We start from the raw sequence: 13,502 nt of genomic DNA on the forward strand, positions 1-13,502 counted from the left end.
AAACTCCCTCCACATCTAGCGAGCACGGGGTGGTGCGGGGGCGGACTTCACCCGCCCGTGGTGTCACAACGGGTGATCGTCCTCTGGCTCACGGTAAGTGATCAGCGTCCGCCAGAACAGCAGCGGCCGGACGGTGCTGCCGGGCAGCAGCCGGGCGGCGTCGCGCCGGACCTCGCCGATCGCCGGGAACCGGGACAGCGTGGGTGCCTGCGGGCCGTCGTCCCCGCCGCCGTTGAGCCGCTCGCCCGCGTAGACGACCAGCCGCGCGAGGGCGTTGGCCGGCACCGCCGCCACCTCCCGCAGCCAGTCGCGCGGGCCGCTCGGCCGGGCCGGGGTCAGCACCACCAGCACCCCGCCCGGCACCAGGGCGCGGTGCAGCTTGGTGACCGTCGCGAACGGCACGTGGTGCAGGGACGCCAGGCACGAGATGTAGTCGTAGTGCTGCTCCGGCAGGTCGTCGGTGGTGACGTCCGCCTGCCGGTAGACGATCTTGCCCGGGCCCGGTGATCCGAGGCCCGAGGCCGCCTCCACCATGGCCGCCGACACGTCGAGCGCCTCCACCGCCATCCCGGTCGCGGCCAGCCGCCGCGCGAACCGGCCCGTGCCGCAGCCGACGTCCAGCGCGATCCCCGGCCCCGGCGGCAGCTGGTCCAGCAGCAGCGGGTGGTAGTGGTCGTTGTGGTTGAACGGCATGCGTCGAGAGTGCCACCAATCACGCACGTAGACTCGGAAGGCAAGTGCGAAAACCCCAGGCCGGAGGAGATTCAGTGCCGCAGGATGAGACAGGTCGCAGGCCGGACCTGTCGGATCTGGACAGCTTCGCGGGCGTCGACGAACTGGACGCCCAGGGGTACGAGGACGACGACGACACCGACCCCGAACTGGACGCGCGGGACACCGCGTTCGACGCGGGCGGCGGCTCGCGCGGCGGGATCGGCGGGATCGGCCAGCTGGGCGACAACCTCGCCACCGGCCCGGTGCCCGACATGATCACCGCCGAGGACGCCGAGCTGCACGAGCTCGACGACCAGGGCGCACCCGAGGCGTACGGCCACCCGGACGGCCCGGAGGCACGCCGCGAGCTGATGGCCGTCGAGGCCGAGCTGAACCAGCGCTGGCCGGAGACGAAGATCGAGCCGTCGCTGACCCGCATCTCCGCGCTGGTGCAGCTGCTGGGCGAGCCGAACCGCGGGTACCCGGTACTGCACGTGGCCGGCACGAACGGCAAGGGCTCCACGGCCCGGATGATCGACTCGCTGCTGACCCGGATGGGCCTGCGCGTCGGCCGCTACACGAGCCCGCACCTGCAGCTGGTCACCGAGCGGATCGCGCTCGACGGCCACCCGATCCCGGCCGCGCGCTACGCCGAGCTGTGGCACGACCTCGCGCCGTACGTGGCCATGGTGGACGGCGCCGCCGCCGACGGCGTGGCGATGAGCAAGTTCGAGATCCTCACCGGGATGGCCTTCGCCGCCTTCGCCGACGCGCCCGTCGAGGCCGCCGTCATCGAGGCCGGCCTGGGCGGGGCGTGGGACGCCACGAACGTCGCGGACGCCGACGTCGCCGTCATCACGCCGATCGGCCTCGACCACATCGAGTACCTCGGCCCCGACATCCTCGGCGCCGCGAAGGAGAAGGCCGGAATCATCAAGGCCGGTTCCGTCGCGGTGATCGCCGAGCAGGACCCCGAGGTGCTGAAGGTGCTGCTGGACCGGGCCGTCGAGGTCGACGCCGCGGTGGCCCGCGCGGGCAGCGAGTTCGGCGTGCTCGAGCGCGAGATCGCCGTCGGCGGGCAGATGCTGAAGCTGCAGGGCCTCGGCGGGGTCTACGACGAGGTCTTCCTGCCGCTGCACGGCGCGCACCAGGCCGCGAACGCCGCGCTCGCGCTGGCCGCCGTCGAGGCGTTCTTCGGTGCGGGCAAGGACAAGCAGCTGGTCGTCGAGGCCGTGCGCGAAGCGTTCGCGGAGGTCGAGAACCCCGGACGGCTCGAGCGCGTCCGCGCGGCGCCGACTGTGCTGCTCGACGCCGCGCACAACCCGCACGGCGCCCGTGCGCTGGCGGCGACCGTGGCCGAGGAGTTCGCCTTCCGCCGCCTGGTCGGCGTCGTCGGCGTGATGGCCGAAAAGGACGCCCGCGGCATCCTCGACGCGCTCGAGCCGGTGCTGTCGGACGTCGTCGTCACCCGCAACTCGTCCCCGCGCTCGATGCCGCTGGAAGAGCTCAACGAGCTGGCGATCTCGATCTTCGGTGAGGACCGCGTCGTCGCCGAGACCGACCTGGAGACCGCGGTCGAGACGGCGATCGCGCTGGTGGAGACCAATGACGACCCCGAAGAGCCCCTCGCGGGCGGCGGCGTGCTGGTCACCGGCTCGGTCGTCACCGCGGGTGAGGCCCGCACGCTGTTCGGGAAGGAGCCGTCGTGAGCGAGGAAACCCCGGCCCCGCAGCCGAAGCCGAAGGACCCGATGAAGGGCTTCCGCGGCGTGATGTCGGGGATGCTGATCCTGGAGGGCATCACGGTGGCGCTGGCGCTGCCCGTGGTGAACAAGCTGGGCGGCGGCATCAGCACGGCGACCGGCTGGACGGTGCTGGCCGTAGCGCTCCTGCACGTCGTCCTGTGCGGGTTCGTCAAGCGCCCGTGGACGGTCCCGGTGCTCCTCGCGCTGCAGGTCGTGCTGATCGCGCTGGTGTTCTGGCTGCCCGCGATCGCCGTGCTGGGCGTGATCTTCCTGGCGGTCTGGCTGTGGCTGCTGTGGCTGCGCAAGGACGTCGCCCGCCGGATGGCGGCCGGCACCCTGGCGAGCCAGCAGCAACCCCAGGCCTAGAGGTAGTCGCCCCGCTCGAAGTCGTCCAGCAGGGCGGGGTGGCTCGGTGACCAGCCGAGCAGCTCCTGCGTGAGCGCGCTGGAGACGGAAGGCGTACGCCGTGGCCAGGAACGGGCTCGCGAAGTGCGTCGAGGCTTCCTCCGGGGTCAGCGCCACCACGCCGTCCAGGCCTGGCCCGACGACTCTTCGCGAGACCTGGACGAGCACCTGGACGAAACCTTCGCCGATCTCCGCGGCCTCACGGCGAAGGCGGGCGGCTGAGCACCCGCCTCCGCCGCGGCCGTCAGCGCAGCACGACCACCCGCAGCGCGGGGGAGTGCAGGATGTCGGCTTCGCAGAAGCGTTCCTTCACCCACTCGCCCCGGCTGAAGAGCTTCGTCTGGTCGCTGTAGTACGGCGAGTTCGGGTTCGCCGACTGCGAGTACGTCAGCACCGTCGAGGAGTCCGGGCACGCGCGCCCGCTGAACCCGACCACCTGGATGTAGCTGGACCCGTGCACGACCTCGGTGTTCCCGCGTGCCGGATCCCATTGCGGCGTCACGACGTCGAGCACGCCGAGGAAACCCTGCCCGCCGTGGATGGGGATGCGCTCGCCGTTCCGGGTGACGGCCTGGCCGTCCCGCAGCCGGGCGTCGGGCGCGAGGCCCGCGGTGCGCAGCTGGGCGATCGCGTCCCCGAACGCCCGCTGGATGTCCGCGTTCCCGGTGTTGAGCGTGTTCGGCGTGGTCACCGGCGCCTTCGGGTCGAACGGCACGGTGAAGCGGGGCAGGTTGCCGAGCCGGGCGGCGAACTGCTGGAACAGCAGCGATCCGCGACTGTCGAGCGAGTACGTGTGGTCCCAGCTCGCCAGGGCCGTGCAGGCGGGCCCGACCGGCACCGGGCCGGCCGACGACGGTGCCTGCCCACCGGGGAACGACGCGCACAGCTTCGCCAGGTCCGCCGCCGCCAGATCGGCGATCAGGCTGTGGTCGGCGAAGAGCGTCTTCTTCATCGAGTCCGTCGTGAACCCGCCCTTTTCCGCCGTGAGCAGCGCTTCCCGGGTCCGCGGGTTGCGCTCGGTGCCGATGTCGCCGACGATCCGCGGGTAGCCCGTGATCGGGGCTTTCGCGTTCGCGAGCCAGGCGCTGTCGTTGGTGTTCAGCTCGTAGTCACGGCGTTGCTGCTGCGGCAGCCGCGAGGGCGCGAAGATGCCCGGCTCGATCGCGCCGGGATCGGCACCCCAGTTGCAGGACGACTTCCCACCGTCCAAAATGGCCAGTCCGACCTCGTCGAACGTCTGCTGCCCCAAGGGGGTGCCGCACGTCTTCGCCAGTTCGTCGGTGACGTGCGGGACGACCTGGACGTCGGAGTACAGCGCGTTGCCCGCCCGGTCGGTGGCGATCGTGTTGACCCACGGCACGCCTTGGGTGCTGCTGAGCGCGCGCGAGACGTCGGCCGTGCTGCGGGCCTGGTCGAGCTCGAACCAGGTGTTGAGCCCGCGCAGGTTCGTGGCGTTGGCGTCGCGCGCCGTGTACGCCGACTTCGCCGTCCACGGCAGGGGAATGCCCTGGAAGTCGCCGATCACCGGCCCGTAGCGCGTCGAGAAGAACGTCTGGCGGACCGGCTCGATCGAGCCGTCGGCCTGGCGCACCTGGACCGTGACGTCGCGCGAAGTCATCTTCTCCGGCTTGCCGTCGACCAGGTAGGTCGTCGGGTCGCCGGCCTGCAGCGGCACTTCGAAGAAGCCGAACGTGACGGGGGTGGACACCGTGTGCGTCCACGCGGCGTCCGCGGTGTGCCCGATCTGGACGAACGGCATGCCGAGCAGGCTCGCGCCGGCCACGTCGAACCGGCCGGGGATGGTCAGCTGGCTCTGCCAGAACCGGCGCCCGGCCTGCCACGGGTAGTGCGGGTTGCCGAGCAGCACGCTGCCCCGGCCCGCGGCGGTGCTATCGGACCCGATCGCGATGCCGTTGCTGCCCAGGCCGCTCCCGCCGAGCGCCTGCCGGACACTCGCCGAGAGCTGGTCGGCCGTGCCCGGCGCCGGTGTCGCACCGGACGGCGGTGCGGTGAACAGGCTTTCGGTGAAGACACCCTGCCCGCCGGTGATCGCGATGGCGTAGTAGTGCCGGTAGAAGTCCTCTTCGGTGATCGGCCGGACCCAGTCGGCGCCGCGGCAGGCGGGATCCGAGATCCCGGACCGGCCGGTGCGGGCGAGGTAGGCGTTGAAGCCGCGGACATACCCGGAGACGATCTCGCGGACCTCGGGCCGCGGCCCCTGCGGCGCGGGCCGCGCGACCAGCTTGTCGACGACGTGGGAGTCGTTGAGCTGCTGGAAGAACAGGTCGCTGTGCAGGTTGCTGCCCGCTTCGGACAGCGACGGGTAGCCCTCGCCCTCCGGGCCGAAGTACTTCGAACGCTGCGCGTTCACCGTCAGGTAGATGTTCGCGAGTTCGCAGACGTTGTCGGTCGCCGCCGCGAAGCCGTACCCGTACCCGAGTCCGGAGAAGTCCTTCGCGACGATGTGCGGGATGCCGTGCTCGGTGTAGCGGAGGACGGCCTTGGCGCCGTCCTGTCCCGCGTCCGCGATCCCGGTACCCAGCGTGGTGATGGTGAGTGCCGCTGTCAGCACAGCCAGGGTTTTCCTGAATGGTCTCATCTGACCCCCTTGTCGTGATCGCCACGCTACCGACGGCGAGGACGTCCGCCATGGGGGAAATCCCCCGGATTCCGTTCACCCGCGCGCCATCCGGCGTTGGCCGGGGCGGGGTTGGATCCGGCCATGACCGAACCGACCCACCACTCTCGCCGCACGCTGTTCAAGGCCGGCCTGACCGGCGCCGCCGCCACGCTCGTGCTGCCGTCCACCGCCTTCGCCGCGACGCCGCTGGTGCGCCGCGACCGGCCCGTGCTCACCCACGGCGTCCAGTCCGGCGACGTCACGCCGGGCTCCGCCGTTGTCTGGTCGCGCGCGGACCGGCCGTCGCGGCTGGTCGTCGAGATCGCGCGGGACCCGTCGTTCCGGCACGCTCGCCGAGTCTCCGGCGCCGTCGTCGGCCCGGACAGCGACGGCACCGGCCGGGTGCGCGTCGCCGGGCTGCAGCCGGGCACCGGGTTCCACTACCGCGTCACGGCGGAGTCGCTGGACGGGCGCGCCACGAGCGAGCCGCTGACGGGCACGTTCGCCACGGCGCCGGTCGGCCGCAGCAGCGCCCGGATCCTGTGGTCGGGTGACGTCGTCGGCCAGAACTGGGGGATCAACCCGGACCTGGGCGGCATGAAGATCTTCTCCGCGATGGCCGCGCGGCGCCCGGACCTGTTCCTGCACAGCGGCGACACGGTGTACTCCGACGGCCCGCTGACCGAGACCGTCACGCTGCCCGGCGGCCGCACCTGGCGCAACGTCGTGACGACCGAGAAGGCGAAGGTCGCCGAGACGCTGGCGGAGTTCCGCGGCCAGCACGCGTACAACCGCCTCGACGAGCACTTCCGCCGCTTCGCCGCGCAGGTGCCGTCGTATGTCCAGTGGGACGACCACGAGGTCCTGAACAACTGGTACCCGGGCAAGATCCTCGACAACCCGGCGTACACCGAGAAGCGTGTCGACGTCCTCGCGCCGCGGGCGTACCAGGCGTTCCACGAGTGGCACCCGATCGACTCGCGCCAGGCGGTCGACGGCCGCGTCTACCGCAGCTTCAAGTACGGCACGCGCGCCGAGATCTTCGTGCTGGACATGCGGACCTACCGCAACGCCAACACCGCGGACCAGACGAAGCCGGGGTACATCCTCGGCGACCGCCAGGCCCGCTGGCTGGCCGACGCGCTCGGCCGCAGCACGGCGACGTGGAAGATCGTCCAGGCGGACATGCCGCTGGGCCTGGTCGTCCCGGACGGCACCGACATCGAGGCCGTGGCGAACAACCTGCCGGGCGCGCCCGGCGGCCGCGAGACGGAGCTGGCCTGGGTGCTGCGGGAGATCCAGCGCCGTCACGTCCGCAACGTCGTCTGGCTGACCGCGGACGTCCACTACACGGCGGCGCACCACTATTCGCCGGACCGCGCGGCCTTCCAGGACTTCGACCCGTTCTGGGAGTTCGTGTCCGGGCCGCTGAACGCGGGCGCGTTCGGCCCGAACACCCTCGACCCGACGTTCGGCCCGGAGGCGGTGTTCGTCCACGCCCCGCCGGTCGCGAACACGGCCCCGATCGACGGCTTCCAGCACTTCGGCGAGCTGAACATCGACGGTGCGAGCGGCGACCTGACGGTGGACCTGCGTGACGCCACGGGTGCGTCGCTGTGGTCCAAGAAGCTGCACCCGCAGGGACGCTGAAGCACGCGCGCGGGCCCGGCCGCCCGGTTTGTGACGTCGACTACGAAGGCCGTCGAGACCGTCGGCTAGGCTCGCGCGCACCGACACGCAACCGCAACAAGGAGAAACACCGTCGTGACTGAACGCACGCTGGTCCTGGTCAAGCCCGATGGCGTCGCGCGCGGCCTCGTCGGCGAGGTCGTCTCGCGGATCGAGCGCAAGGGCCTCAAGCTCGTCGCCCTCGAGCTGCGCACCGTGCCCCAGGCCCTGGCCGAGGAACACTACGCCGAGCACAAGGAGCGGTCGTTCTTCGGCGAGCTGCTGGAGTTCATCACCTCGGGCCCCCTGGTCGCGCTCGCCGTCGAGGGCCCGCGCGCCATCCCGGCGTTCCGCCAGCTGGCCGGCGGCACCGACCCGGTCGAGAAGGCCACCCCGGGCACCATCCGCGGCGACTTCGCCCTGGAGACCCAGTACAACCTGGTCCACGGCTCGGACTCGCCGGAGTCGGCCGAGCGCGAGCTGAAGCTCTGGTTCCCCGACCTGTGATCGACACCGGGGCCGCGCGCGAGCGTGGCCCCGGTTCCCTCCGGAGGACCCCGTGACGACGATGCCGTTCCCGGCCCGCGACTACCTGCCCGTGCTGCGGGAGCTGACCGGCGGGTTCACCGACGTCCTGCGCACCGCCGACCCCGCCGCGCCCGTGCCGGACTGCGCGGGCTGGACCGTCGCCGACCTCGCCACGCACCTGGGCAACGTGCACCGCTGGGCCACCTCCGTCGTCCTCTCCGGCGAATCACAACGGCAGAGCTTCGCGGACGGACCGGGCACCGACCTCGTGTCCTGGTACGCCGAAAGTGCCCGGCAGCTGGTGGACGCACTCGAAGCCGTCACCCCCGAGGACCGCTGCTGGCACTTCGCGGGCACCGGGAAGGTCAAGGCCTTCTGGTTCCGCCGCCAGGTCCACGAAACCGCCGTCCACCTGGCCGACGCGCACGCCGCGGCCGGCACCGAGGTCACGTTCGACCCGTCGGTCGCCGCGGACGGCGTCGACGAGGTCCTCACCGCCTGGCTCCCGCGCGTCACCCGCTGGCACGCCCCGCCGCCGCTGGCCGCGCCGCTCGCGCTGCGCACCACCGACACCGGCGACACCTGGACGCTGCACCCGGGCGAGCCGCCCGCACTCGGCCCGGCCACCGAACCCGCCGCGACCGCCGAGGCGACGGCGCAGGACCTCCTGCTGCACCTGTGGAAGCGCACCGGCCCCTCGCCGCGTCTCACCGGCGACACCGAGACCGGGGAGCAGTTCCTCCAGGCACCTTTCACGGCCTGATCCGGTAGCTGTTCTAGACCATTCAGGCGGCGTTCACCGGGAAGCCTTCCGGTGGCCGTGCCGCTGCGCTGTGCTGGTCCGGCTCACTCTCTCACTCGATACTGGGGTACCCGGTGAAGAAGTCACGCACGGTTCTCTCCGGCGCGCTCGTCGCGCTGTTCGCGTCGGGGATCGTCGTCCCCGCCCACGCCGACCCGCTGGCCGCGCCGCTGGGCACGCCGCCGATCGAGGCCGCGCCCGCCGCGTCGTCGGCCCACGAAGCCCCGGTGACCTTCGCCGCCGCGGACCCGGACGACGGCCTCGTCACCGGCAGCGCGACCACCGAGGTCGCGCCCGGCCTGGACCTCACCCAGTTCGACCGTTACGACCCGGCTGGCTGGATCCGCGGTGACACCCTCGCCGTCGACCTGCACAGCAAGGTGCTCAAGCCGACGTACTTGAGCCCGGGCACGGTTTCCGCGCGCACGCCGCTCTCGCAGCAGGTCGCGCGCGTCGGCGCGGTCGCCGGGGTGAACGGCGACTTCTTCGACATCAACGCCACCGGCGCGCCGATCGGCGTCGGCGTCGACCACGGGCAGCTGCAGACCGCACCCGCGGCCGGGCACAACCTCACGGCGTCGATCACCGACGAGGGCAAGGCGCGTCTCGCTTCGGTCTTCCTCGAAGCCACGGTCACGCTCCCCGGCGGCACCGCGGTGAAGGCCACGAACTTCAACAGCCCGGTCCTCGACCGGGACGCGATCGGCGTCTACACGCCGTTGTGGGGCGCTTCCGGCCGTGCGACGTCGGTGGCCGGCGCGTCCCGGGTGCTCGAGGTGGAGCTGCGCGACGGCGTCGTCACGCAGGTGCGCACCGCGCCCGCGGACGGCCCGATCGCGGCGGGCACGACCGTGCTCCTGGCCCGCGAAGCCGGCGCGGACGCGCTCGCCGCGCTGAAGCCGGGTGACGCGGTCGGCGTCGCGTACGCACCGCGCACGGACACCGGGAAGATCGCGGTCGCGGTGGGCGGCAACGAGGTCCTGCTGCGCGACGGCGTCGTGCAGCCCGTCGACAACGTCGCGCTGGCCCCGCGCACGGCGGTCGGGTTCTCCGCCGACGGCACGAAGCTGTGGCTGGCCACTGTGGACGGACGGCAGGCCGACAGCCGCGGCATGACCGAGCTGGAACTCGCGCGGCACATGAAGAGCCTCGGTGCCGACGACGCGATCAACCTCGACGGCGGCGGCTCGTCGACGCTCCTCGCGCGCAACGAAGGCGAGGCGGCGCCGAGCATCCGCAACTCACCCTCCGACGGCGGGGAACGCCTGGTGCCCAACGGGATCGGCTTCGGCACGGTCCCCGGCAGCGGGAAGCTGACCGCCTTCGCGCCCGCTCCCGCGGTGGCCACGGCCGACGCGACCCGCGTCCTGTCCGGCCTGACCCGGCACCTGGTCGCCGACGGCCACGACGAGACCGGCGCCGCGGTCGCCGCCGACCCGCGCTGGACGACGTCCGACCTCCGGCGGGCGACCGTGACGCACGGGGTCGTGACCGGCCACAGCCCGGGCGGTGTCGACGTCGTCGCCAAGGCGGGCCGCGCGTCCGGGAAGACGGCGCTTTCGGTGCTGGGCAAGCCGGTCCGGCTCGGCACGAGCACCGAGCAGGTGGCCCTGTCGGCGGCCGGCGCGACGAGCACGTTCAAGGTCTACGGCTACGACGCCGACGGGTACGGCACCTGGCTGGAGCCCGACGACGTCAAGCTCGACTACGACCACTCCGTGCTGCGCGTCACCCCGGCGGGCGACGGCTACTCGGTGACGGCGCTGACCGCGTCCGGCGCCTCCGCGATCACCGCGACGGCCGCGGGCCTGACCACCCACCTGGCCGCCTCGGTCGGCACGGTCCCGCAGCTCGCGGCGCCGCTCGACGGCCCGGCGGGCTGGTCGGCCACGGTGTATCCGGCGGTCGTCGGCGCGGCGCTGTCCGCGGCACCCGGCCGGGACGGCGGCCAGGGTCTGGCCCTCGACTACCGCCTCACCGGCACGACCGCGACCCGCGCCGCCTACGTGACGCCGTCCGCGGCTTTGCCGGTGCCGAAGGGCACCCAGAAGATCGGCCTGTGGGTGAACGGCGACGGCAAGGGCGCCTGGCTGCGGGCGGAACTGCGTGACGGCGCCAACGTCGCGTCCATTGTGGACCTTTCACTGAGCGTGGACTGGACGGGCTGGCGGTACGTCGCCGCGACGGTGCCCGCCGGGCTGCCCGACGGGCAGCGGCTGGCGCGGTTCTACGCCGTCGAAAACGTGCCGGACCAGCAGTACGAGGGCCGGCTGGTGTTCGACGACCTGACGTTCGAGGTGGCGCCGTCGGCGACCGTGCCCGCGGACCCGGCGCCGCACGACCCGGCGCTGGTCACCGACGGCACGCTGGCCGGTGGCCTGCGCGTCGCGGTCGTCAGCGACGCCCAGTTCACCGCGGACGACCCGGCGGGCCCGCTGGTCGCGCAGGCGCGGCGGGCGCTGCGCGAGGCCGTCGCGGCGAAGCCGGACCTGGTGCTGCTCAACGGCGACTTCGTCGACCGCGGCACCCCGCCCGACTTCACGCTGGCGCGGCAGGTGATTTCCGAGGAGCTGGACGGCAAGGCACCGTGGTACTACGTGCCGGGCAACCACGAGGCCGAGGGTGGCAACGGGCTGGCCAACTTCCAGGCCGTCTTCGGTGACACCCACCGCGTCGTCGACCTGCACGGGATCCGGCTGGTACTGCTCGACTCCTCGCGCGGCTCGCTGCGGGCCGGCGGGTTCGACCAGGTCCGGCTGCTGCGCTCGGCGCTCGACTCGGCGGCCGCCGACCGGAACGTGCGCGGGGTCGTCGTCGCGATGCACCACCCGGTGAAGGACCCGAGCCCGACCGGGAACTCCCAGCTCGCCGATCCGAAGGAAGCCGCGCTGCTGACCAGTTGGCTGACCGGCTTCGAGCAGGCGTCCGGCAAGCCCGCGGCGTCGATCGCCTCGCACGCCGGCGTGTTCTCACTGTCGCGTGTGGACGGTGTGCCGTACCTGGTCAACGGCAACTCGGGCAAGGCGCCCGCGGCCGCACCGGGTGACGGCGGGTTCGTCGGCTGGACGCTGCTGCGCGTCGACCCGGCCGACCGCGCGCAGCCGGTGCGGTTCGAGACCCGGCCGAACGTCGATGCGCTGAGCATCACCGGTCCCGCGGTGCTTTCCCGCGGCGCCCGCGCCGACGTGCGCGCGACGCTGCGCCAAGGCACCCGTGACGTCCCGGTGTCGTACCCGGTCAGCGCGGACTGGACGGGGGCGTGGGGCACGCACATCGCCTCGGGCGGCTGGCCGCCGGCGCCGTGGGACGTCGCGTCGTTCGACCCGTCGACCGGCGTGCTGACGGCGTTGCGCCCGGGTGTCGCGAAGTTGTCGGTAACGGTCAACGGGGTGACGAAAACGCTGGTTTCGACCGTTCGCGGCTAAACCGTTCGGTTTTTGTCGGTGGCGGGTCCTAGTGTTCGGGGCGTGGACCAAACGGAGGAGCGGGAGCCGGCACTGGTGCAGGCCAAGGCACTGGTGAAGCGGTTCGGCGAGTTCGAAGCCGTGCGCGGGATCGACGTCGAGGTGCGGCGCGGGGAGGCGTTCGGCTTCCTCGGCCCGAACGGCGCCGGGAAGTCGTCGACCATGCGGATGATCGCGTGCGTGTCGCCGAGGACCGACGGCGACCTGCGGGTGCTCGGCCTGGACCCGGACGCCGCCGGCCCGCGGATCCGCGCGCGCCTCGGTGTGGTGCCGCAGCTGGACAACCTGGACGTCGAGCTGACCGTCCGGGAGAACCTGATCGTCTACGCCCGGTACTTCGGGCTCTCGCGGGCTGTGGCAAAGCGCAAGGCGGCGGAGCTGCTGGAGTTCGCCCAGCTGACCGACCGCGCGGACGACAAGGTGGACCCGCTGTCGGGCGGCATGAAGCGGCGCCTCACGATCGCGCGCTCGCTGGTCAACGACCCGGAGCTGCTGCTGCTCGACGAGCCGACAACGGGGTTGGACCCGCAGGCCCGGCACCTGTTGTGGGACCGGCTGTTCCGGCTCAAGGCCCAGGGCACCACGCTGATCGTCACGACGCACTACATGGACGAAGCCGAGCAGCTGTGCGACAGGCTGGTGGTGATGGACCACGGCCGCATCGCCGCGGAGGGCTCGCCGGCCGAGCTGATCAGCCGCTACTCGACACGCGAAGTGGTCGAGCTGCGGTTCGCGTCGGGGGAGCAGGAGTCGGCGGCGGTGCAGGTGGAGGGCCTGGCCGAGCGGGTGGAAGTGCTGCCGGACCGGGTGCTGCTCTACAGCAACAACGGCGAGGCGGCGCTGGAAGGCACCCACGCCCGAGGCCTGCGGCCGCTGTCGAGCCTGGTGCGCCGCAGCTCCCTGGAGGACGTCTTCCTCAGGCTGACCGGCCGGACCCTGGTGGACTGATGACAACCCCCGAGACCGGTTCCCCGCCCCCCGCATCCTATGCAACGGCAACCACCGGCGCGGAGCAGCCCGGCACCCCCGCCGCCCCGCACCCCGACGACCCACGACCGCGACCGGCCCGGCAACCGAACACCGGCACACCCGGTCGGCGACGCCCGCGGCCACCCTCGCAACCCCACCCGTCGTCGACTCACGCGGACCGTGGCCGTGCGGCTCATCGACTCCGGTCGGGGCCGCTCCCGTGGCCGGGTTCGCCGGTCGCAGTCGGCAACTGCGGCTTCGTTCACCCGAGCCACCCAGCGCCGATTCGCGTGGACCGTAGAAGCGCGACTAGTCGGCCTCGGTCGGAGCCGCTCCCGCGGCCGGAGTTGCCGATCGCAGTCGGCAACTGCGCTCTCGTTCACCTGAGCCATCCAGGGCTGATTCGTGTGGATCGCAGGAGTGCGACTAGTCGGCCTTGGTTGGGGCTGCTCCCGTGGCCGGGTTCGCCGGTCGCCGTCGGCGACCGCGGCTTCGTTCACCTGAGCCATCCAGGGCTGATTCGTGTGGATCGCAGGAGTGCGACTAGTCGGCCTTGGTTGGGGCTGCTCCCGTGGCCGGGTTCGCCGG

General features: G+C 72.4%; 10 protein-coding genes. 8 read left to right on the forward strand and 2 right to left on the reverse strand.

Going from position 1 to position 13,502, the window contains the following annotated elements; genetic code table 11:
- Positions 1-63: 63 nt before the first annotated feature.
- A complete protein-coding gene (locus ACIOD2_RS33125; protein WP_400547036.1) occupies positions 64-693 on the reverse strand; it encodes a class I SAM-dependent methyltransferase in 630 nt (209 codons plus the stop codon).
- A 74-nt stretch (positions 694-767) separates the two neighbouring features.
- On the opposite strand from ACIOD2_RS33125, the gene ACIOD2_RS33130 reads away from it, so the two are divergent.
- From ACIOD2_RS33130 to ACIOD2_RS33140, 3 genes are all read left to right on the forward strand, one after another.
- Positions 768-2,423 (forward strand): bifunctional folylpolyglutamate synthase/dihydrofolate synthase, encoded by a 1,656-nt coding sequence (locus ACIOD2_RS33130; protein WP_400547039.1) that lies wholly within the window; start codon positions 768-770, stop codon positions 2,421-2,423.
- A complete protein-coding gene (locus tag ACIOD2_RS33135) occupies positions 2,420-2,824 on the forward strand; it encodes a DUF4233 domain-containing protein (protein WP_400547042.1) in 405 nt (134 codons plus the stop codon). Before ACIOD2_RS33130 ends, ACIOD2_RS33135 begins: the two co-directional genes overlap by 4 nt.
- Positions 2,825-2,893: 69 nt before the next feature.
- The gene (locus ACIOD2_RS33140; protein ID WP_400547045.1) at positions 2,894-3,085 is read left to right on the forward strand and encodes a hypothetical protein; all 192 of its coding nucleotides are present in this window, start codon (positions 2,894-2,896) and stop codon (positions 3,083-3,085) included.
- 22 nt (positions 3,086-3,107) lie between these two features.
- Here the strand turns inward: ACIOD2_RS33140 and ACIOD2_RS33145 are convergent, their stop codons facing one another.
- The gene (locus ACIOD2_RS33145; protein WP_400547048.1) at positions 3,108-5,462 is read right to left on the reverse strand and encodes a penicillin acylase family protein; all 2,355 of its coding nucleotides are present in this window, start codon (positions 5,460-5,462) and stop codon (positions 3,108-3,110) included.
- A 123-nt stretch (positions 5,463-5,585) separates the two neighbouring features.
- On the opposite strand from ACIOD2_RS33145, the gene ACIOD2_RS33150 reads away from it, so the two are divergent.
- The 5 genes from ACIOD2_RS33150 to ACIOD2_RS33170 all read left to right on the forward strand — a co-directional run bounded on the left by ACIOD2_RS33150 (position 5,586) and on the right by ACIOD2_RS33170 (position 12,893).
- Positions 5,586-7,133 (forward strand): alkaline phosphatase D family protein, encoded by a 1,548-nt coding sequence (locus ACIOD2_RS33150; RefSeq protein WP_400547051.1) that lies wholly within the window; start codon positions 5,586-5,588, stop codon positions 7,131-7,133.
- 114 nt (positions 7,134-7,247) lie between these two features.
- On the forward strand, positions 7,248-7,658 hold the full coding sequence (gene ndk / locus ACIOD2_RS33155; RefSeq protein WP_323336022.1) for a nucleoside-diphosphate kinase: 411 nt from the start codon (positions 7,248-7,250) through the stop codon (positions 7,656-7,658).
- Positions 7,659-7,710: 52 nt separating this feature from the next.
- Entirely contained in the window at positions 7,711-8,442 is a 732-nt protein-coding gene (locus ACIOD2_RS33160) for a maleylpyruvate isomerase family mycothiol-dependent enzyme (protein ID WP_400547055.1), read from the forward strand.
- 113 nt (positions 8,443-8,555) lie between these two features.
- Positions 8,556-11,906, forward strand: a complete 3,351-nt coding sequence (locus ACIOD2_RS33165; protein ID WP_400547058.1) for a phosphodiester glycosidase family protein — start codon at positions 8,556-8,558, stop codon at positions 11,904-11,906.
- Positions 11,907-11,948: 42 nt separating this feature from the next.
- Complete coding sequence (locus tag ACIOD2_RS33170; protein WP_400547061.1) at positions 11,949-12,893, forward strand: ABC transporter ATP-binding protein; 945 nt, start codon at positions 11,949-11,951, stop codon at positions 12,891-12,893.
- Positions 12,894-13,502: the final 609 nt, after the last annotated feature.

This window comes from Amycolatopsis sp. NPDC088138 (genome assembly GCF_044741685.1).
Lineage (GTDB): Bacteria > Actinomycetota > Actinomycetes > Mycobacteriales > Pseudonocardiaceae > Amycolatopsis.